Below are 21,969 nucleotides of genomic sequence, written 5' to 3'. Positions count from 1 at the left end.
GGGTGGCTTTCTATGTTCTTTAATCAGGTTTACGCTCTAGTACCTTATCAATTAAACCATATTCTACAGACTTTTCAGCTGTCATAAAGTTATCGCGATCTGTGTCACGTTCAATGACTTCAATTGGCTGTCCTGTTCGTTCAGAAAGGATTTGATTAATTTTTTCACGCATTTGAATGATTCGACGTGCATGAATTTCTATGTCTGTTGCTTGCCCTTGTGTTCCACCTAGTGGTTGATGAATCATTACCTCACTATTAGGTAATGCGTAACGTTTGCCTTTGGCACCCGCAGTTAATAGGAATGCCCCCATAGATGCTGCCATTCCTGTACAGATTGTAGAAACATCTGGCTTAATGAGTTGCATCGTATCGTAAATTGCCATGCCGGCAGTGATTGATCCACCTGGTGAGTTGATGTATAGTGAAATATCTTTTTCAGGATCCTCTGCGTCTAGAAATAATAATTGGGCTACAATGGAATTTGCAACGTTATCGTCAATCGCACTTCCTAACATAATGATTCGATCTTTAAGTAAGCGTGAGTAGATGTCATAGGCGCGTTCACCGCGGTTAGTTTGTTCAATTACTGTTGGTATTAAATTCATAACAATTATCCTCCTCTATCTATTCGTATATCTTTGATATCGATATATTTATCATAACTAATAGGTCAAATAAGGTCAAACAATAAACATTGAAGTTTGACAAATATACATCCATTTATTCCCGTTTTCTATGAAAATAAACATACAAAAGAAAAAAGGGGTTGTCTATTATTAGAATACAGGTTATAATATCCTATGTGTCTTCATTCAAAATAAAAATATGCGCCCGTAGCTCAGGGGATAGAGCAACGGTTTCCGGTACCGTGAGTCGGGGGTTCAAATCCCTCCGGGCGCGTAAAAAAGATTTTATATCCGAGAAAACCATCGGAAGTTTTTATGGTACCTCATACTGTGATTTTTTATAATTTATTAGATGACTAAAACGTCTCTTTGTATTACTGTCTATGTAAGTAATAAAAGAGGCGTTTTTATTTTTTCTATAAAGGAATAGTTGTGCAGTAAAAGTGCAGCATGCCAAAAAATGAATGGAATTAAAAAATCTAATGAGGTTAATTCTTAATGCTATAATTGTGGATTTAAAAAGAATGTGGTATATTGAATAAAGAATTTACTTTGTCATCTTTAAGGAAGGAGTATCTAGCTCATGAAGAAAAAAATACTTGCTTATTTATCAATGGGATATGGATACTCTACTGCTGTTTTTTTCTAAAAGTTATATAAATTGGTGAAGTGTGCCCAAAATAGCTTTTGAAGAATAATAGTAGAATAATTTGATGGCGAGGTAATAAAATGAACGGAAAAATTACTAGAAAAAACCCTGTAACAATGCCCACTCCAGTGGGTAACTATACGCATATTACAAGAATACCTAAAGAAGCAGATCTTTTTGTAACCTCAGGGCAAATTGGAGTGGACATGAAGGGAGATATCCCGATTGATTTTAACGCTCAAGTTAAAAACACCTTTATTAATATGAAACATGTTCCCGAATCGGAAGCATTAGATGAGAATAACATCATTAAAGTAAATATTTGGGCTACAGAAAAAATCGATTGGGACTATCTATATTCTGAGTGGGATGGCCTATTTGGTGAAAATTACCCTGCAATGACGATTGGCTATATCTCTGAATTAGGCTTACCAGAAATAAAGATTGAAATCGAACTATGGGCGGCTAAGCCTGAATAAAAGTATTTCTTTGCATTTTGGAATTTGTTTTGTATGCACCCTCCATTATTACTCATTTCGTAGCAATGGAGGGTGTGTTTTATATTTGCTGGAAAGTTTCATGTTGAAGTTGGAGTAATACGCCCTAAAGAACAGGCAAATTAATTACAACTTAGCTTGAGGTGTGGGGGTTCTTCTCTATCGGTTCAAGGATACGCTTAATTTGTACTATAGTAAACTACTATGGCACGCATTTCGAGCCAGCATCTATTATGGAAATAACTTGTAAATGAAGTGGACGAACCGCAGAAGCAAGCATAAGTCGTTCACATGGGAAGCGTTCAGCTGTTTTTGCGTAAATTTCTACTTCCGAAATCCGGGATTTAAATTTACGAATGAAGGGAAAGGATTAGCTGCATTTTGAGAAAGATATTGGAGAGGATCCGTGTGCATTTATAACTCCCACACAGATATACGAGGGAAAGGAACACAATCCAAAAAGATAGGTTCCTTTCTCCTCGATCTATAAAGATTGGCGCTAACCAAGTTTTTCTAAAAAAACAAAGGAATTTGCTCTACCATTGTTAGAATGCCTAAGTAACCCATCAACACAACTACAATTCCTCCAGTTATTGTTAACCAAAGTGGATGTTTATACGAACCAACAATTTTTTTCTTATTTGCAGCCACCAATAGGGTTCCTAAAGCAAGTGGCAAGATAAGGGCATTTAAAGCCCCTACTAATATAAGCATCTGAACAGGTTTGCCAATGAAAGCAAATGTAGCTGTAGAAATGATAATAAATAAAATGGTAATCCAATTATGATATTTTTCAATCGCTGGACTAAAAGAACGAATAAATGAAACAGAGGTATAGGCTGCTCCAACTATAGAAGTTATAGCTGCTGCCCACATAATTACGCCGAACAGTCGATACCCTATATCACCAACGGCTAGTTGAAAAACGGAAGCAGGGGGATTGCTAGGGTCTATGCTTAGTCCTTGTGAGATAACACCGAGAACTGCTAAGAATAAGGCCACACGCATTACACCTGTAACAACGATACCAGTTATAGAACTTTTTGTTACGTAGGATAAATTTTTTTCTCCTTTTATTCCAGCATCTAACAAACGATGTCCACCTGCAAAGGTGATGTAACCACCAACAGTTCCTCCAACTAAAGTAATGATGGCATACATGCTAATTTTTTCTGGCTTTACCGTGTTTATCATCGCTTCCCCAACAGGTGGAGAGGTTTTAAAAGCTACATAGAGCATTAATAATATCATAATAAAGCCAGCAACTTGTACCACTTTATCCATTGCTTTACTGGCCTCTTTTATGGTGAAAATCAAGATAGCAAAAATGGCACTTATTATTGCTCCATAAATGGGGTTTAAACCGAGCATAGCATTTAAACCTAGGCCTGTTCCAGCAACGTTTCCTATATTAAAAGCAAGACCTCCCAACACGATGAGAATTGCTAAAATAATACCAAGCCCAGGGAGAACTTTATTAGCAATTTCTTGACCTCGTAGCTCGGTTACTGCAATAATCCTCCAAATATTTAGCTGTGCAAACACATCTAATAATAAGGAAACGAATATGACAAAGGCAAAACTTGCGGCTAACTGCTGTGTAAATACAGTCGTTTGTGTTAAAAATCCTGGGCCTACTGACGAAGTCGCCATTAAAAAAGCTGCTCCAAGAAGAATGCTTCTGTTAGATTTCTTTTTCACTTTTTTTGTCTCAAGTTGAGAATGTATTTTCTTTGCAGTCATGTAGTTTTTCCTTTCTCAATTAAACTGGGGAAATTCGGATGTTGTGTTTTTGGAACGCATCGGTTATATAAGCAGCAAATTCAAGAGCATGTTTACCATCTCCATGGATACAAATGGTATCTGCTTTTAGTGGAACAGCATTTTTTTGTGTAGAAATGACTTTACTCTCTGTCACCATACGAATTACTTGCGATACTGCTTGTTCTCTGTTGGTAATGAATGCATTATTTTCATTACGAGAAGTTAATGAGCCATCTGATTGGTAAGTGCGATCGGCAAATACTTCGTGGGCAGTTGTTAAACCGATTTTTTCTCCGGCTTTCGCAAGTTCACTGCCAGATAAAGCATACAATACTAGATTCGTAGAAAAATCATTTACAGCTTGCGCAATGGCAGCAGCCAACTCCTTGTCTTTGGCGGCCATATTATATAAGGCGCCATGGGGCTTCACGTGTTGCATTTGCGCATTGTATGTAGTTAAGAAAGCATGTAATGCGCCAATTTGATATATAACCATATCATAAGCCTGTTGAGCTGTGATCGCCATCTCTCGCCTTCCAAATCCATTTAAATCTGGCAAGCCAGGGTGTGCTCCGATCTTCACCCCGTTTTCTAGAGCCAGTTGCACTGTTTCTCTCATTACAGTAGGGTCTCCAGCATGAAAACCACAAGCAATGTTAGCTGAGGAGACATAGGTTAAAATATCCTTTTGCTCGCTTAGTTTATACCTTCCGAAACTTTCTCCCATATCACAATTTAAGTCTATTTGATATACCATTCTCTTCTTCCTCTTCTAATAGATTTAATACTAGTTTTTAAATTTTTAGTATAAAGAAATAGTAGCATATTGTTTTTATGTTGAAAAGATTGTTATTTATTGTTTAATTAGAATTTTGCTATATGTCATATTGACGTACTATTTTAATAAGTCGTATAATCAGTATATGTTTTTATCATTATTTCGAAAAATGGATTAAAGAAGGTAATTGGATGAGTTGTGTTCTAAATAAAGTAAAAGTTTGGCCGTTTAATGAATCTGCTCTTATAGTACAATTAGGAGCTGATTTAAATCCAATCGTACACCAAAGAGTATTGCAATTCGTAACTCTTTTAGAAGAGACCCCTTTTGTTGGATTTATAGAATGTGTACCTGCTTACCTTAATGTGACTGTTTATTATGACCCTTATAAGGTGTATGAATCTCAGCCTTCCCATGTAACGCCTATATCTCCTTTTGAAATCGTAAGGACTTACATAAATGGGCTACTACATAAATTAAACGATGACAGGAAAAGATTTACTGGACAAAAGGTTGTCATCCCTGTTCTCTATGGGAGTGATTATGGCCCAGATTTAGAGTATGTCGCCAATTATCACAATTTGTCCATGGAGGATGTCATTCGTATTCATACGGAAAAAGAATATTTGGTCTATATGCTTGGTTTTGCCCCTGGTTTTCCTTTTATTGGTGGTATGAGTAAACAAATTGCTACTCCTCGCAAAAGTACACCCCGCTTAACTATTGCACCAGGGTCAGTGGGAATTGCTGGAGCACAAACAGGTGTATATCCTTTAGAGACGCCAGGAGGCTGGCAGATTATTGGCTGTACCCCCATTGATTTATTTTTACCTAATCAAGTACCGCCATCCTTGTTAAAAGCTGGTGATACGATACAGTTCGTATCCATATCCCTGGAGGAGTATAGGCAATATCGACGGGGAGGGAAGGAGAATGAATAGTGTACGTGTGCTCCAGGCAGGTCTGTATACTACAATTCAGGATTTGGGTCGATTTGGATATCAAAAATATGGAGTAATTGTAAGCGGACCAATGGATGCTTATTCTTTACGAATTGCTAATTTGCTTGTAGGAAATGAAGAAGAAGAAGCGGTAATAGAAATGGCGTTAGCTGGGGCAACCTTACAATTTAAAGAATCGCATGTAATTGCTATTACTGGAGGCGATTTAACGCCTAAATTAGATGGGAAACCAGTACCTATGTGGCGTCCGATTTTAGTGAGAAAAGGTTCTGTTCTCCAGTTTCAATTTGCTATTAAAGGGTGCTATGCCTATGTTTCCTTCGCTGGAGGTATTCATGTACCAAAAATAATGGATAGTAAAAGTACGTATGTAAGAGCTGGCATAGGTGGATATGGTGGAAGGACCTTACAAAAAGGCGATACTTTTGCTTGTGGTGATAGGAGCCCTATAGCAGAAGCACTCGTGCATCAATTAGAACGCGCCTCTGATTATTTACCTTGGTCAGTCAATCCTTCCCCACTCATTTCCTTTCATAATCATTCATTCATTCGAATTATGAAAGGAAATGAATTTGAGCAATTCGATAAAGAAAGTAAGTACGCGTTCTTTCATGAAAATTATACCATTACAACGCAATCAGACCGAATGGGGTACTGCTTAACGGGTCTCTTGCTATCCTTGACTGAAAAATTTGATATGCTTTCCGAAGCAGTTACATTTGGAACCGTTCAAGTTCCTCCAAATGGACAGCCTATTATTTTAATGGCTGACAGCCAAACTACAGGAGGTTATCCAAAAATTGCTCAAGTTATTTCGGCGGATTTAGCCACGCTTGCTCAAACGCAACCAAATACTTCTGTTCGTTTTCAAGAGGTACGTTTAGAGGAAGCAGAGGCGATATTGTTAGAACATAAGCGTATATTACAGCAAATAGCAGCTCGTATTAAATGGAAAGTCTTAGGATGAGTGAGAATATGTGCCGAGAGAGGTAATAGGAGAGTGCTACATCTGAAGCGGAAAAAGCGCTTTTCCTTTTTTATAGTTTGTTCGTTTTATTTTTAGGGCAAACTTATGGAAGGTGATGCATGATGAAGGCTTCAGAAGAAGAGAGTAAACAATTTGATAAAGCGTTAGATACTTTTATTGAGCTTTATAACAATATGGAAGCGGATGATCCCCTCATTCATTTTACTGATGATGTTGTGGAGCAAATTGAAGCAGCTAAACAAGTATATGGAGAAGCTCTTGTTCACGAAAAAATTAATTCCATTGTTCGAGAAGCACTTTCCTTGGTAGCATTAACGAAAGATCGGCAAGAAACAGAATCACAAGGGTAGATTTCTTTTGAAATGACTAAAAAACACGTATACACGTTCGGTTTTTGTGGTATAATAAGAACAAATGTTCTTTAGGGGGCTATACGATGAACTCCATGTTACAGTGGTCAAAGGAGAACAAGCAAAAACTGGTTCTATTTTATATGGATCAAAATAATCGAGTAACACAACGATTCATACGTGTGATAGAGATATATGAAGACTCATTTATAGCATTTTGTTTTTATCGTAAAGAAGTTCGCAGGTTTAAATTTAGCTATATCCTTTCTTGTGATCGTGTGAAAAGAAAGGGAAGTGCATAAGATGAAGATATATGATCGAGGGACGATAAAATGGACCTCTATGATGTTACCAGAGCATGTGGATGTACTTCAGGATATGTGGGAAAAGCTTGAGCGCAAAGAAATGCCTATTTTGGACGAACAAAAGCTGGAGGAGTTGGACGTCCAATTACAAGCTGCCGTTCGTCAGGGTATCTGTATTGAAATTAAGTACTTTAATGGTCGGGATTTTTTAACTAGCAAAGGGAAGGTAAAGCAGATCACAAATGAGTGTCTTTATTTGCAATCAGGCAAAGCAATTAAGCGGGGGCAAGTGTTGGACATATGGACGTAATAGTATCATGGTTGGTGTGTGTTTCTAATTGGCGCGCCACCCTTGTGTGTATGACAAACTTGCGCTATATTTATGTAATAACTACTGCTATCGCCAGAAAAGCTTGGCGATAGCTAAATTTTTCCAAATATGATGAAGCATTTATCAGCTCTTGAAGGTATCCGTCGTATATTAATATAAATATCACTCGTGTACATCCTACCTATTTCGCTTGCGGTTCGTAAATATCCCAGGCTGTTTTTAAAGCTTTAACAATATAATCTGCTACTTCTTCTATCATGAGAAAATCCGTCTGCACCGTTGAATGATGCGTTTGATAGATGACTTTACGTTCATGGAATAATTGCTTGATTTCTGCTAAGCTTTTTCCTTGTAATACAGGTCTACTGTCAATGAGTAAACTAATTCTATCCTTCCATGAATCCCAAGACAAATCAAGGTAGAAAACAATACACTTTTCTAAGCAAATGCTTCTAATATCCTCTTGTAGAAAAGCACCTCCACCTAATGAGATAATTTTTAATTTTTGCTCACATAAACCATGAATGATCTCTTTTTCTTTTTTTCTGAAAAACGGTTCGCCATATGTTTTAAATATATCTGTGGTTGGCATTTTAAATATGTCTTCGATGACCTGATCAGCATCAATAAAATCTCTGTACAGTTTTGCAGCTACTGATTTACCGATGGAAGTTTTACCAACTCCCATAAATCCAATTAAAACAATGCTTTTTTGACGTATAGGAATTTCATTATACATTGGGTTACCTCTTTCTGTTTTGACTTACAAATAAAGCGAATCTTCTAATTAAAGAGGATTTCATTCCTCTCTCATTTGGTTATTAATATGATCAAAATGTCCTTTGCGGGTACATTTTACCTGCTTTTATCCTGTCCAAGTATTCATCTCCTAATTCTTGGAGGGGGTCTAACAGTACCTTACATCTAGGAACTTTTGATATCTTTCATTAGAAAATAACAGGTAATAAGATCACTTTATTTTATAATGGCGCATGCAAATTACTTTTAACAAAAATCCAAACAGGAAGTTACATTTTATTTATTATAAGCGAAAAACTAGCAACTTGTACAAGGAAAATCATATTTTTGTTGGCAATCCTGTCTAATAGACTTATAATAAATCACTAGCATTGCATAAATATGGTTTGAAAATTCAGTAAGCATCTTTGCAGGATTTTTTGCCAAAAAGACAAAGGCTAAACAAAGGTGGTCTGTCCATTTGGAAAAATTATACAATTAAACTATTAGCAACAGCGACACTGTATGTATTTACGGAATAGATCTATCGTCAAATCTGCGAATCCAGATGTACGCAGGTTTCCACAGCGCTTTATTTAACCAGCGGCTAATTCGGAGTAAGGACTTCTTACTCCTCATCTCTAACTGGATAAGTACATGTAAACAGTAAGCAATAAGTGCAAGGAAAATTTGATTTTGAATGGCAGTTTCGCTCATGCCATAAAAGTGTTTGATCTCTACATGCTGTTTGAGCCATTTGAAAAATAGCTCTATGGCCCACCGTTGACGGTAAATTTCACTAATCTCTTCGGAATTTAGATCGAAACGGTTAGTAATTAATCGTAGAATGTTTCCCTTTGTATCCACTACTTCAAGTAGGCGGAATACATTCTCTGTACGATTTTGCGTCGAACCGATGTAAACCATCTTGTCGGATAAAACCGTAGCATCTTTAGGTATAGAAAATGATTCTACTTCACGAGTGATGGCGTTTTTCTTCAGTCTTGATACGAAAAAATAGCCTTCATCTGTCATTCGATCAAATCGTTCATAATCAACGTATCCACGGTCAAACACATACATGGCTTCTTTGTCGTCTACGAGAACTTCCAGTTGATTTCTGTCATGTTCTTTGGCTGTTGTAATCACTGCTTTTTCAGGATAGACGGTATCTTTATTCATAAATATAAGTCGTAAATGTAGCTTAACTCCTGCTTTTGTTTTACGGAACTTTGCCCACTTATGATTCGTTAAGTTTAATGGAAGCGTGCTAGAATCAATGATTTTCAATGGCATGTATTTCCCGTTTTTAGATTGGATACCTTTTATTTTGTAAACAAGGTCCAAGAATAAATGGGAAAGGATCATTGGATTCATTTCATTATTCTTCCTTGATAGCTGAGATGTACTAATCGATTCAAACCCCAGTGCTTTCTGAAGTCCATCATCTATTAGGGCATCGCTCATTTCTTCCAAGCTCTCGAATCCTTGCAGTTGGGCAAGTAACATGAGCTTTATATACCCTGCAGTTGTTAGCTTTTTTGTGTAGTAATCTTGTTTATTTTCTTCTACTTGTTCAAATAGTTTTTTCGTATTTATAGGTGAAACCCATTTACCAAATGATGATTTTAGTGTATTCTTGTCCATACGGATTATCCTTTACTTTTGGATTTGGACAGGAACCACCTGTACTTCCATTGTAAAGGATTTTTTTGTATCATGAACACGTAATTATTAAACATTTTCAGTATTTTGAATCATCAGGTTTAATTAATGCAATGCTAGTGATAATAAATATTTAATAGAAGCGACGACATGTAAAAACAGATGATTTGCATTTGTCTATGAATGATGAGCAGGTAATTAGTCGCTTGAACAAAGGTGGTGACTACAACGGAAAAAGCATGAGCTTGGCGCTTTTGCGAGTGCGGAGGCTCAGTACGTATAAAATTTCAAGCAGAAAAACATAAAGTTAGTAATAATTGGTTGAAATAGTAATGCCTAAATATATTATACGAGGGGGCATAAGGTGTGAAGAGGGTAAAAATTAAAGATATACATATAGGAAAAGGAATGCCAAAGATTATCATTCCAATAATGGGAGAGACATTGCAAGAGATTAACCATGAATTAAGCGAAGCCAAACAGGAAAAACCTGATATGATAGAATGGCGTGCGGATGCTTTCTTACATGTCACTAATATAGAAGAAGTTCTCCGTTTGCTAGCAGAAATTAGAAAGTTGATCGATGATATTCCATTGCTTTACACCTTTCGTACTTATAAAGAAGGGGGGAGGAAAGAAGTAACGCTTAACTACTATGAAGAATTGTTAAGTCAAGTTATACAGTCAGGATTTATTGACGTCATTGATGTTGAACTATACATAGAACAAACGATTCGAGAAAGACTGGTACAAATTGCGCGACAAAATAATGTAATTGTTCTGATGTCTAATCATGATTTTCAAACCACTCCGGCTAATAAAGATATGCTAGCACGTCTAATAGCCATGCAAGAGACCCGAGCAGATATTGTAAAGTTAGCGGTAATGCCGCAAAATGAAGAAGATGTTTTGCGTCTATTACAAGTTGCGGCAAAAATGAAATCAACCTATGCCCAAAAGCCGTTCATTACCATAGCTATGGGGCCATTAGGTATATTAAGTAGGGTTGGAGGAGAAGTTGTAGGTTCTGCTGCTTCTTTTGGCTCGGCGATACAAGCTTCTGCACCAGGACAAATAACAGCTGCTGAATTAAGGTATATTCTACAAACGATCCATCGTTATTCAAAATAAAAATAAAAAGCTACCCCGCTATAAAACGATGTAGCTGTGCCTGTTGAAAGTTATTTTTAACGTACTTCCGCAACTTCTTCAAGCAACCCACAAGGGTGGGAAGTGGTGGAGTTGTTCGCCGCTAATAGAGCGATTTGAATTTCTTGCACTTAGGAAAGCATCATATTTTTTGGTTTATAGTATAAGAAAAACAAAGGCTTTCGCATAAGACCTGGCGACATGCCAAGTTTTTCTAATGTTTTTTCAATGGTTTGATTAGCAGAATGGAGCTGTTTTACAGGGAAGGTATAGAAATTTAAAGTTTATCGTATAAGCAGCATACGGCTTTCTGTACAAAGAATTGGCAATTAGTCTAGTTTTTCTAACATGCTTTCGCCTACCAAGTGTGCTATATGCTCATAATCTATGGAAATACTTTAATTACTTTATTGTCGATCGGATTTTACATACTACTGCATTTCTTCCGCTTCCGATAAGCGTTAAAGCAGGGGACATACTAATAATAGTAAATCCATGCTTTTCTTCCCTTATCCTTATACTTTCAACTAAAACAAATTTTCGCCAGGGTCCAATGTAAACACTCCTTGTCTAAACAAGAATAACTTTAAAAAACTCAACTATACTGCCTATTTGTTTGGTGCTGAATAGCTTGTCTAGCTAATTTGTCTGCTTGCCTATTTTGTTTTTCAGGAATCCATTTAATAAAAAAGTGCGGAAAATCAGAGGCGTGCTCACTTATTTGGTGTAATAATGGGATGAACAGTTTGTTTTTGGAGTAATTTTTCTCAATTGTATCAACAACAATTCTAGAGTCAGAGCGAAAAGATAAAATGTCAGTTGGAAATTTATCTTTGCAAATCATTAAAGCTTTAATAACTGCCTGAAATTCCGCTTCGTGGTTGGAAAAATCCCCTAAAAAAAAGCTGTATCTATAATGTTGCTGTTCATGCTTGATATAAACACCTGCACCACTTGGCCCTGGATTACCATAGGATGCACCGTCTGTAAATACTTCTATCATGTACATAGCCCTCCTTATGTGTAAGCTGATTATAGCATATGAGATGGTGTAATAACACGCTAATACTTTTGATGTATAGATAAAGAAGTATTCAACTCTATAAAATATGCTTTGTTATACTATATAAAAGTATAAAATGTTGACTCACGATAGTAAAAGAAAAATTACCACATAAGTTATAAGCCTTGAACCGAATAATATGGTCTTCTCTAGATGGATTTTTGTTTTTGTGGCACAATAAAGGAGGAGGGGGATTATCATGAAGTTACAACTTGTTAATGAACAAGTCTTACAGTGGAAGATGAACCAATCCTTAATGCAATCGATTCAAATATTACAATTTTCCAATACAGAACTGGTGGAGTATTTAAAAGAATTGGAAAAAGAAAACCCGCTCATTGAAGAAATAAACTATGATGACGCCGCTCTTCCATATCATTCATCTACGGATGATGTTATAGGACCTGGAGAAATCAATGCAAGTAAGTTAAGTATGTACGACCTTTTGAAAAAACAGTTATATACATTACATATACCTGAAAAAATGCGACCTATTGTGTTATATGGTATTGATTCCATAAATGAAAACGGTTACTTGGATGTTGAGTTACAACTTTGGGCAAAGCAGTGTCACTCGACATTAGAGCAGGTAGAGCAAGCAGTAAAACTTATCCAATCACTAGAGCCAGCTGGAATCGGTGCCAGAACCTTAAGCGAATGTATTATATTACAATTAAAAATTTCTGCTGTGGATAAACCACTTGTACATGATTTATTAGAAAACCATTTACAATGGGTAGCGGAAGAAGATGTGGAAGCTGTAGCCAATGAATACGGTAAAAGTGAAACATACGTAAAGGGTTTATTTGCACAAATTAAAGCATGTCACCCCAAACCAGGACACTTACTTGATACGAAAATAGATCATTACATTATTCCAGAAGCTTCTATTTATAAAGAAAAAGAGAAATGGCAATTATCTTTTTATTCGTGGAGCACGCCAAAAATCACTTTAAATGAGTCGTATTTTCATATGAGAGGGATTGGAAAAGAGGCGGAGAAATATATTAAAGAGAAACAGACACAAATAGAAATGGTGAAAAAAGCTATTACTTATCGAGGTGATACATTAGAACGTGTTATTCAATGTATGCTTGAAAAGCAATCTCTGTATTTTGAACATGGCACACATATGATGCAACCACTAACATTAAAAGATATTGCAGACGAATTGGCATTACACGTTTCCACTATAAGTAGGGCTATTGCTCATAAATATGTGCAAACACCAAATGGCATTTTACCATTGAATTTCTTTTTGCAATCTGGTGTAAAGCAAAGCAACGGCACCAAAGCTGCTGCACTTGCAATTAAGAATATGATCGCTGACCTTATAGCGCAGGAAGATAAGTGTAAGCCACTGTCTGATGAGAAGTTACGAAAATTGATAGCTGAAAAATATACGATTCAAATTGCGAGACGTACAGTCACGAAGTATAGAGAGCAACTACAAATACCATCATCGACGAAAAGAAAGGAATGTTAATTTTGGTAATGATCCATTTTTATACAAAAAAGGCTTGTCTTTTATGTGATGAAGCAAAACTTATGTTGGAATTTTTTCAAGATGAATACGATTTTAACGTTCGAGAATGTGATATTTATACGAATGATCTTTGGTTAGAGAAATATCAGTTATTAATTCCTTGTGTAAAAGTAAATAATGCAATATTGGACGCATCCCAACTAAATTGGGAGACGCTAAGAAATTTTTTAGATCAATATGTAGGTAATAAAAGATGAGATAAGCGCATTATTTTTTTGTTAGTGCTTTATGTGCTTTTTTCAATAATTCATCCAAGTATTTGATATAAACATAAAATACTTAAACATACTATACGAAGAGCTTATCAGTTATTATCCTGCAGTTTTTTTAAATAATAGGGAGAGGTTATTGAATATGGGGCATGTTGTTTTTATTCATGGGCTTGGGCAAAGTGCATCCAGTTGGCAGGAAACGATTGCTTATTTATGCGAATATCGTAATATATATAGTCCAAACCTTTCTGCGATGCTTCAGCATAAAGAGGTTACGTATCAAAATTTGTATGCTAGTTTCACCACGTACTGTAAAGATTTGGACGAACCGTTAAACCTTTGTGGGCTTTCATTAGGCGGAGTATTAGCTTTAAATTATGCAATCGATTATCCCAAAAAGGTAGCCTCATTAGTATTAATAGGTGAGCAATATAATATTCCTAAAATGTTGTTTAAATTGCAAAATATGGTATTTAAATTTGTTCCGAAATCTTCTTTTGAGAATATAGGGTTTGAAAAGAAGGACTTTATTCAATTAACAAATACAATGACTACGCTAAATTTCAGTAAAAAATTAAGTGATATTATGTGCTATACCATGGTTGTTTGTGGTGAGAAAGATCATATAAATAAAAAAGCATCAAAAAAGTTTAGCTGAACATATTCCAAAATCAGAACTTCAAATGGTAACAAATGCTGGACATGAAGTAAATGAACAAGCTTCAAAAGAATTAGCGAAAATTCTAAAATCTTTTTATGAGAGAAATCATTTGTTTGTAAATAACTGACTGACTTCATATTCATTTTGTGAACCATTACTAATGAAAGATTCTAAATAAATTTCACCAAATCACTTGTTTTGGTTGTACTATAGGCGGTATAAAATTTTAAGGTTTATTGAATTAAGAAACTGTAGTATCGATATAAAGACTTGGCGATAAGTCAAGTTATACTTCATATTTTGTCTATTGAAATTTGCTTCACATAATTTTAACATTAAATCGGTTGTGTAATTAAATAAATTTGGTATAATATACATGTAAGCAAGAAAACATAAAGCAAGGGAAAATTTTTTTTGCAGCTTCCGGGACGTAATAATTCCGCCCGGGACTCCAAAAGACCAGGCGAAGGAGTCCTTAGTAATGAGAAACTTGATTCAACTACAAAAAAGGCTGCTACCTGATCTGTTGGATGTGATGCAACGACGTTATGCAATGTTACGCACCATAGATTTGTTGGAGCCAATAGGTCGCAGGGGACTAGCTGATAACACAAATGTTACCGAAAGAACTGTACGAGGAGAAATAGAACTTTTACAGGAACAAGATTTAATTCAAATTACTGCTAAAGGTATGTTTATCACAAAAGCGGGTAAATTAATCTTGGAACAGTTAGGTGCATTTATGAATGAAATCATGGACTTGCGCGCACTAGAAAACAAACTAAAAGATGCACTGTCCATTACTGACGTTATCGTTGTTCCTGGAAATAGTGATGATCATGAGTGGGTCAAGCAAGAAATGGGAAAGGCTTGTGTAACCAGTTTGAAAAATATGATTGGTGAACATCCGACCATTGCTGTAACTGGTGGAACGACAATGGCTGCAATTGCAGCGGCAATGACACCTTTTGAACAAAGCAATGAAGCTCTTTTTCTTCCAGCTCGAGGGGGGATTGGCGAAAAGGTAGAAAACCAAGCGAATACGATCGCAGCTGAAATGGCTCGTAAAGCTCATGGTGACTATCGACTACTTTATGTCCCTGATCCGTTAAGCGAATCAGCTTATCAAATGATTATCCAAGAGCCAAGTGTAAAAGAAACATTGCAGCAAATAAAAACTGCAACTGTTGTAATGCATGGTATTGGTGATGCGTTAACGATGGCATACAGAAGGAAAACAACTGCAGATATTGTGGAGAAACTACGCAAACATCAAGCAGTTAGTGAAGCATTTGGTTATTATTTCGACAAAAAGGGAAATGTTGTACATAAGGTGCGTACAGTCGGAATACAACTAGAAGATTTAGGACAAGTTCCTTTTGTTGTTACGGTTGCTGGCGGTCGCTCTAAGGCGCAAGCAATTGCTTCCTATTTCAAACGAGCAACAACAAACCTGCTCATCACCGATGAAGCAGCAGCAGAAGAGATTTTAAAGGGAATATCCACCCTTTAATATATATAATTTAATTCATTTTTAGGAGGAATTATCATGGCAGTAAAAGTAGGAATTAACGGTTTTGGTAGAATAGGACGTCTTGTATTTCGTCTAGCTCTACAAAATGAAGATGTAGAAGTAGTGGCAATCAACGACTTAACTGACGCTGAAATGCTAGCTCATCTATTAAAGTATGACTCTGTCCATGGCATGTTGAAAGAAGAAGTTTCTGTCAATGGTTCAAATATTGTTGTTGGTGGAAAAGAAATTAAAGTAATGTCTGAAAGAGATCCTGCTCAATTAGGCTGGGATAAACTTGGTGTGGAAATTGTTATGGAATCTACAGGACGTTTTACAAATAGAGAAGATGCACAAAAGCATCTTGATGCAGGTGCAAAAAAAGTTATTATTTCTGCACCTGGTAAAAACGAAGATTTAACAGTAGTAATGGGTGTTAACGATAAAGAATATGACCCAGCTAACCATCATGTTGTATCTAATGCATCTTGTACGACAAACTGCTTAGCACCGTATGCTAAAGTATTACATGACAACTTTGGTATTAAACGTGGACTAATGACTACAATCCACTCTTATACAAATGATCAGCAAATCCTTGATTTGCCACATAAAGATTATCGTCGTGCTCGTGCAGCAGCACAAAATATTATTCCAACAACAACAGGTGCTGCTAAAGCAGTAGGGAAAGTTCTTCCAGAATTAAATGGTAAACTAAATGGTGGAGCTGTACGTGTACCTACACCAGACGGTTCTCTAGTTGACCTTGTAGCTGAATTAGATAAGAATGTAACAGCAGAAGAAATCAATGCAGCACTAAAAGAAGCTGCAGAAGGTGAACTAAAAGGTGTTCTTGAATACAGTGAAGCACCACTTGTATCTACAGATATTTTAGGTAACCAGCATTCTTCCATTGTAGATGGTTTGTCTACTATTGTTCTAGAAGATAACTTAGTGAAAGTTGTTTCTTGGTACGATAACGAAATGGGCTACTCTGCTCGCTGTGTTGATTTAGCAGTATTAATGAAAAACAAAGGACTATAAGAAAAAATAGCGGGGGAGGAGCATGGTTATTCCTCCTCCGTTTTTCCTTGTAAGAAAAGATATAATATGTTTAAGTAGTCTTCGGAGAAAGGGATCTTTGTATAGTTTATGAAGAAACTGAAAAAGTTAGAACTACGCTTGACATTTTAGCGATAGCTTAAATGAAAACAATGCGATTGGTTGCTGCTAAGACGAAGAATGAATGAAGTAGAAATTAATTTTTTGGATAGTTCTATTTCTTGTACCTAACAATTCGATAGAGGGATAATTACATATCCTACATTTAGGAGGCAGAAGAACATGAATAAAATGTCAGTAAAAGACCTTGATGTTAAAGGGAAAAAAGTTTTTTGCCGTGTGGATTTTAATGTACCGATGAAGGATGGAGAGGTAACAGATGATACAAGAATTAAAGCAGCTCTCCCTACCATAGAATATTTATCCAATCAAGGTGCGATTATCATTTTAGCAAGCCATCTTGGTCGTCCTAAAGGGAAGGTCGTAGAAGAACTACGTCTCGACCCTGTAGCAAAACGACTAAGTGATTTAATTGGGAAAGAAGTAGTTAAAACAGATGCCGTATATGGTGAAGAAGTGCAAGAGGCTATTTCTAAGGTAAGCGAAGGCGACATTATTTTAGTTGAAAACGTTCGTTTCGAAGCGGGCGAAGAAAAGAATGACGAAGCATTGTCTCAGGCCTTTGCTGATCTAGCTGATGTGTATGTCAATGACGCATTTGGCGCAGCTCATCGTGCCCACGCTTCCACAACTGGAGTAGCTGAAAAGCTTCCAGCTGCTGCAGGATTTTTAATGGAAAAAGAATTATCCGTTTTAGGTAAAGCATTAGAAAATCCAGAACGTCCTTTCACAGCTATCATTGGTGGTGCGAAAGTAAAAGATAAAATCGATGTTATCGATCATTTACTTGAAAAAGTTGACCATTTAATTATTGGTGGTGGCTTAGCTTATACGTTTATTAAAGCGCAAGGTTATGAAATTGGTAATTCCCTATTGGAAGAAGACAAAATTGATCTAGCCAAGCAATTTATGCAAAAAGCTAAAGACAAAGGCGTAGATTTTGTTCTTCCAGTTGACGCTGTTGTAGCTGACAAATTTGCTGAAGATGCAAATAAAAAAGAAGTGGACATTGATCAAATTCCAGCGGACTGGGAAGCATTGGATATTGGTCCTAAAACATCAGAAAAGTATGCTGAAATTGTTGCTAAATCTAAATTAATTATTTGGAATGGTCCAATGGGAGTTTTCGAAATGGAAGCTTTCGCGGATGGTACAAAGGCAGTTGCTAATGCATTAGCAAAAACAGAAGGCTATACAGTAATCGGTGGTGGCGATTCTGCTGCTGCAGTAGAAAAATTTGGTCTAAGTGATAAAATGGATCATGTATCTACTGGTGGAGGAGCTTCTTTGGAATTTATGGAAGGTAAAGTTCTTCCAGGTGTAGCTGCTTTAACTGACAAATAAATTGGTATGAGGTGAGACGATGCGCAAAAAAGTAATTGCTGGAAACTGGAAAATGAACAAGCTAGCAAGTGAAGCGAATCAGTTTGTCGATGAGGTGAAAGTAAAACTACCTCAATCAGACAAGGTGGAGGCTATCGTTTGTTCCCCATTTCCTTACTTAGCTCAGCTTGTGGAAAAAGCAAAAGGTACAACGTTAGCAGTTGCTGCTCAAACGATGCATTATGAAGAAAGTGGTGCATTTACAGGCGAAGTAAGTCCTGAAATGCTTGCGGACTTAGGTGTAACTTATGTTGTTTTAGGGCATTCAGAGCGTAGAGAATATTATAACGAGACAGATGAAACAGTGAATAAGAAAGTGCATGCTGCATTTAAACACGGACTAACACCAATTGTTTGTGTTGGTGAAACGCTAGAACAGCGTGAAGCTAACGAAACAATGGATCATGTCGAAATGCAAGTTACAAAAGCTCTAGAAGCACTTAGCGAAGAACAAGTTGCTAACACAATTATTGCCTATGAGCCGATTTGGGCAATTGGTACAGGAAAAACAGCAACGAGTGAACAAGCAAATGAAGTTTGTACGCATATTCGTGAAGTGGTTGCAAAACTTACTTCTAAAGAAACGGCAAGCAAAGTCATTATTCAATATGGTGGCAGTGTAAAACCTGCAAATGTTGATGAATTACTGGCTCAATCTGATATTGATGGCGCATTAGTTGGCGGAGCAAGCCTTGAACCAGCATCATTCTTGCAATTAGTGGAGGCAGGTGCCAAATGAAACAAAACAAACTAGCGGCATTAATCATCTTAGATGGTTTCGCTATTCGTGACGAAGAAAAAGGGAATGCTGTCAAACATGCGAACAAGCCTAATTTTGACCGCTATTGGAATCAATACGCCCATAATCAGCTAACAGCTAGTGGTGAGGCTGTCGGTTTACCAGAAGGGCAAATGGGTAACTCTGAAGTCGGTCACTTGAATATTGGTGCAGGGAGAATTGTGTATCAAAGTTTAACCCGTGTTAATCTATCGATTAAAGAAGGCGAATTCTTTGAAAAAGAAGCGTTCATAAAATCGATGCAACATGCGAAAAAAAATGGGAAGGCGCTACACATTTTTGGTTTGCTTTCTGATGGTGGTGTACACAGCCATATTAATCACCTGTTTGCGCTTTTGAAGCTTGCAAAAGAACAAGAACTAGAGAAAGTTTATATCCATGCATTTTTAGACGGACGAGATGTTGGTCCACAGACTGCTAAAACATATATTAAGCAAACACAAGATAAGATAGCAGAATACGGAGTCGGGCAAATTGCGACGATTTCTGGACGTTATTATTCCATGGATCGGGACAAGCGTTGGGATCGTGTGAAAAAAGCATATGACGCCATGGTGTACGGAGAAGGTCCGAAATATACGGATCCACTCGCTGTTGTGGAAGAGTCTTATGCTAGTGAAATTTATGATGAGTTCGTCATTCCATCCGTTATTACGAATGAAGCTGGTGACCCAGTTGGAACTGTGGAAGATGGGGACTCCATTATTTTTTATAACTTCCGTCCAGATCGAGCTATTCAAATCTCACGTACATTTGCCAATGAAGATTTTCATGACTTTGACCGTGGAGACAAAGTGCCGAAAAACTTAGACTTTGTTATGTTAACGAACTTTAGCGAAACAGTAAACGGCTATGTTGCCTATGAGCCGGTTAATTTAGATAATACAGTTGGTGAAGTTTTAGCACAGCATGATATGAAGCAATTGCGAATCGCTGAAACGGAGAAATACCCACATGTTACGTATTTCATGAGTGGGGGACGTGAAGCGGAATTTCCAGGTGAAAAAAGAATCTTAATTGATTCACCAAAAGTAGCGACATACGATTTAAAACCAGAAATGAGTGCTTATGAAGTAACGGACGCGTTATTAGAAGAACTCGAAACGGGTGATCGTAATGCGATTATTTTAAATTTCGCCAATCCAGATATGGTTGGACACTCTGGCAAATTAGAGCCAACTGTTAAAGCTATCGAAACTGTTGACGAATGCCTCGGAAAAATTGTTGATAAAATTATTGAACTTGGCGGACACGCTATTATTACAGCCGACCACGGTAATTCGGATGAAGTCATTACGCCAGAAGGAAAGCCAATGACAGCTCATACAACGAATCCGGTTCCTGTTATCGTTACAAAAGAGGGTATCAGCTTACGTGAAGGCGGAATTTTAGCAGACTTAGCACCAACCTTACTTGATTTATTAAATATTGAAAAGCCAAAAGAAATGACTGGCGAATCATTAATAAAATAATAAAACTAACAAACGTTTTGAAAAAAAGGAGACGATTTGAATGCCATATATTACAGATGTTTACGCACGTGAAGTATTAGATTCTCGCGGTAATCCAACCGTTGAAGTAGAAGTATTTACAGAATCAGGTGCTTTTGGTTCTGCATTAGTTCCTAGCGGAGCTTCTACAGGAGAATATGAAGCAGTAGAATTACGCGATGGCGATAAAAGCCGCTACCTAGGTAAAGGTGTCTTAAAAGCAGTGCAAAATGTGAATGAAGTAATTGCACCTGAACTATTAGGAATTGATGTAACACGTCAGAATATTATCGATGCACTAATGATTGACTTAGATGGCACTGATAATAAAGGAAAATTAGGTGCAAATGCTATTCTAGGTGTTTCCATGGCTGTTGCACACGCTGCAGCAAGCTATTTAGAAGTACCACTTTACAACTATCTTGGCGGATTCAATGCCAAAACATTACCAACCCCAATGATGAACATTTTAAATGGTGGGGAGCATGCAGACAACAACGTTGATATTCAAGAATTTATGATTATGCCAGTGGGGGCAGAATCATTTAAAGAAGCACTTCGTACAGGTGCAGAGATCTTCCATTCCTTGAAAAATGTATTGAAATCGAAAGGTTATAACACAGCTGTAGGGGATGAAGGTGGTTTTGCACCAAACCTTGGCTCTAATGAAGAAGCATTACAAACGATTGTAGAAGCTATTGAAGCAGCTGGCTATAAGCCTGGTGAAGAAGTGAAATTAGCAATGGACGTAGCCGCTTCTGAAATTTACGAAGATGGCAAGTACAACTTAAAAGGAGAAGGTGTTGTACGTACTTCTGCAGAAATGGTTGACTGGTATGAAGATATGATTAGTAAGTATCCAATCGTTTCTATTGAAGATGGTTTAGATGAAAACGACTGGGATGGTTTCAAACTTCTAACAGATCGTCTAGGCAAAAAAGTACAACTAGTTGGGGATGACTTGTTCGTAACCAATACAGAAAAATTAGCTAGAGGTATTGAACAAGGAATTGGTAACTCCATCCTTATTAAAGTGAACCAAATCGGTACTTTAACGGAAACATTTGAAGCTATCGAAATGGCAAAACGCGCTGGTTACACAGCTGTTATCTCTCACCGTTCTGGTGAAACAGAAGATGCTACCATTGCAGACATTGCTGTAGCAACAAACGCTGGCCAAATTAAAACAGGTGCTCCATCACGTACCGATCGTGTAGCTAAATACAATCAATTACTACGTATTGAAGATGAATTAGCTGGCATGGGCGAATATGCTGGAAAAACAGCATTTTACAACTTGAATAAATAACAAATAG

General features: G+C 36.9%; 22 protein-coding genes and 1 tRNA gene. 17 read left to right on the top strand and 6 right to left on the bottom strand.

Translation table 11 applies throughout. From position 1 onward, the window contains the following. Positions 1-19: 19 nt before the first annotated feature. Positions 20-607, bottom strand: coding sequence for an ATP-dependent Clp endopeptidase proteolytic subunit ClpP (gene clpP / locus B2C77_RS14655; RefSeq protein ID WP_077705264.1), 588 nt, complete (start codon positions 605-607; stop codon positions 20-22). A 222-nt stretch (positions 608-829) separates the two neighbouring features. Here clpP and B2C77_RS14650 point away from each other — a divergent pair. After that, positions 830-902: transfer RNA gene (locus B2C77_RS14650), tRNA-Arg, on the top strand. Positions 903-1,357: 455 nt separating this feature from the next. Beyond that, positions 1,358-1,756: a RidA family protein gene (locus B2C77_RS14645; protein WP_077705261.1), complete on the top strand. Its 399-nt coding sequence runs from the start codon at positions 1,358-1,360 to the stop codon at positions 1,754-1,756. Positions 1,757-2,287: 531 nt separating this feature from the next. On the opposite strand, the gene B2C77_RS14640 is transcribed toward B2C77_RS14645, so the two are convergent. After that, a complete protein-coding gene (locus B2C77_RS14640; protein ID WP_077705258.1) occupies positions 2,288-3,517 on the bottom strand; it encodes an NRAMP family divalent metal transporter in 1,230 nt (409 codons plus the stop codon). Positions 3,518-3,536: 19 nt separating this feature from the next. Further along, a complete protein-coding gene (locus tag B2C77_RS14635) occupies positions 3,537-4,295 on the bottom strand; it encodes a LamB/YcsF family protein (RefSeq protein ID WP_077705255.1) in 759 nt (252 codons plus the stop codon). A gap of 212 nt (positions 4,296-4,507) precedes the next feature. Between B2C77_RS14635 and pxpB the strand changes: the two genes are divergently transcribed. The 5 genes from pxpB to B2C77_RS14610 all read left to right on the top strand — a co-directional run bounded on the left by pxpB (position 4,508) and on the right by B2C77_RS14610 (position 7,231). Next, a complete protein-coding gene (pxpB, locus tag B2C77_RS14630) occupies positions 4,508-5,257 on the top strand; it encodes a 5-oxoprolinase subunit PxpB (protein WP_077705253.1) in 750 nt (249 codons plus the stop codon). Beyond that, the gene (locus B2C77_RS14625; protein ID WP_077705250.1) at positions 5,250-6,245 is read left to right on the top strand and encodes a 5-oxoprolinase subunit C family protein; all 996 of its coding nucleotides are present in this window, start codon (positions 5,250-5,252) and stop codon (positions 6,243-6,245) included. Before pxpB ends, B2C77_RS14625 begins: the two co-directional genes overlap by 8 nt. Positions 6,246-6,364: 119 nt before the next feature. Continuing rightward, positions 6,365-6,616, top strand: a complete 252-nt coding sequence (locus B2C77_RS14620; RefSeq protein ID WP_237342761.1) for an atypical membrane-integrating protein (Mistic protein) — start codon at positions 6,365-6,367, stop codon at positions 6,614-6,616. A gap of 86 nt (positions 6,617-6,702) precedes the next feature. Continuing rightward, positions 6,703-6,918, top strand: a complete 216-nt coding sequence (locus tag B2C77_RS14615; protein WP_077705247.1) for a hypothetical protein — start codon at positions 6,703-6,705, stop codon at positions 6,916-6,918. Between the two features lies 1 nt (position 6,919). Beyond that, positions 6,920-7,231, top strand: coding sequence for a YolD-like family protein (locus B2C77_RS14610; protein WP_077705244.1), 312 nt, complete (start codon positions 6,920-6,922; stop codon positions 7,229-7,231). Positions 7,232-7,433: 202 nt separating this feature from the next. On the opposite strand, the gene B2C77_RS14605 is transcribed toward B2C77_RS14610, so the two are convergent. Continuing rightward, entirely contained in the window at positions 7,434-7,991 is a 558-nt protein-coding gene (locus tag B2C77_RS14605) for a shikimate kinase (RefSeq protein WP_077705241.1), read from the bottom strand. 530 nt (positions 7,992-8,521) lie between these two features. Beyond that, positions 8,522-9,637, bottom strand: coding sequence for an IS4 family transposase (locus tag B2C77_RS14600; RefSeq protein ID WP_077702072.1), 1,116 nt, complete (start codon positions 9,635-9,637; stop codon positions 8,522-8,524). Positions 9,638-10,021: 384 nt separating this feature from the next. On the opposite strand from B2C77_RS14600, the gene aroD reads away from it, so the two are divergent. Further along, a complete protein-coding gene (aroD, locus tag B2C77_RS14595) occupies positions 10,022-10,786 on the top strand; it encodes a type I 3-dehydroquinate dehydratase (protein WP_077705238.1) in 765 nt (254 codons plus the stop codon). Positions 10,787-11,399: 613 nt separating this feature from the next. Here aroD and B2C77_RS14590 read toward each other — a convergent pair. After that, positions 11,400-11,807 (bottom strand): RNase H family protein, encoded by a 408-nt coding sequence (locus B2C77_RS14590; RefSeq protein ID WP_077705235.1) that lies wholly within the window; start codon positions 11,805-11,807, stop codon positions 11,400-11,402. A 259-nt stretch (positions 11,808-12,066) separates the two neighbouring features. Between B2C77_RS14590 and rpoN the strand changes: the two genes are divergently transcribed. From rpoN to eno, 9 genes are all read left to right on the top strand, one after another. After that, entirely contained in the window at positions 12,067-13,353 is a 1,287-nt protein-coding gene (rpoN, locus tag B2C77_RS14585) for an RNA polymerase factor sigma-54 (protein ID WP_077705232.1), read from the top strand. Further along, positions 13,347-13,610 (top strand): glutaredoxin family protein, encoded by a 264-nt coding sequence (locus B2C77_RS14580; protein ID WP_077705229.1) that lies wholly within the window; start codon positions 13,347-13,349, stop codon positions 13,608-13,610. Before rpoN ends, B2C77_RS14580 begins: the two co-directional genes overlap by 7 nt. A 157-nt stretch (positions 13,611-13,767) precedes the next feature. After that, complete coding sequence (locus B2C77_RS14575) at positions 13,768-14,283, top strand: alpha/beta fold hydrolase (protein WP_217697389.1); 516 nt, start codon at positions 13,768-13,770, stop codon at positions 14,281-14,283. A gap of 484 nt (positions 14,284-14,767) precedes the next feature. Continuing rightward, positions 14,768-15,799, top strand: a complete 1,032-nt coding sequence (locus B2C77_RS14570; protein ID WP_077705227.1) for a sugar-binding transcriptional regulator — start codon at positions 14,768-14,770, stop codon at positions 15,797-15,799. A gap of 36 nt (positions 15,800-15,835) precedes the next feature. After that, on the top strand, positions 15,836-16,843 hold the full coding sequence (gap, locus tag B2C77_RS14565) for a type I glyceraldehyde-3-phosphate dehydrogenase (protein ID WP_077705224.1): 1,008 nt from the start codon (positions 15,836-15,838) through the stop codon (positions 16,841-16,843). A 300-nt stretch (positions 16,844-17,143) separates the two neighbouring features. Beyond that, complete coding sequence (locus B2C77_RS14560; protein WP_073007493.1) at positions 17,144-18,325, top strand: phosphoglycerate kinase; 1,182 nt, start codon at positions 17,144-17,146, stop codon at positions 18,323-18,325. Between the two features lie 19 nt (positions 18,326-18,344). Beyond that, complete coding sequence (gene tpiA, locus B2C77_RS14555; protein WP_077705221.1) at positions 18,345-19,103, top strand: triose-phosphate isomerase; 759 nt, start codon at positions 18,345-18,347, stop codon at positions 19,101-19,103. Beyond that, a complete protein-coding gene (gene gpmI / locus B2C77_RS14550) occupies positions 19,100-20,635 on the top strand; it encodes a 2,3-bisphosphoglycerate-independent phosphoglycerate mutase (RefSeq protein ID WP_077705218.1) in 1,536 nt (511 codons plus the stop codon). The genes tpiA and gpmI overlap by 4 nt, the downstream gene beginning before the upstream one ends. 40 nt (positions 20,636-20,675) lie before the next feature. Then, entirely contained in the window at positions 20,676-21,962 is a 1,287-nt protein-coding gene (gene eno / locus B2C77_RS14545; protein ID WP_077705215.1) for a phosphopyruvate hydratase, read from the top strand. Positions 21,963-21,969 lie beyond the last annotated feature (7 nt).

Source organism: Virgibacillus dokdonensis (genome assembly GCF_900166595.1).
GTDB lineage: Bacteria > Bacillota > Bacilli > Bacillales > Amphibacillaceae > Virgibacillus > Virgibacillus dokdonensis.
This window is presented reverse-complemented; position numbering and strand designations above follow the sequence as displayed.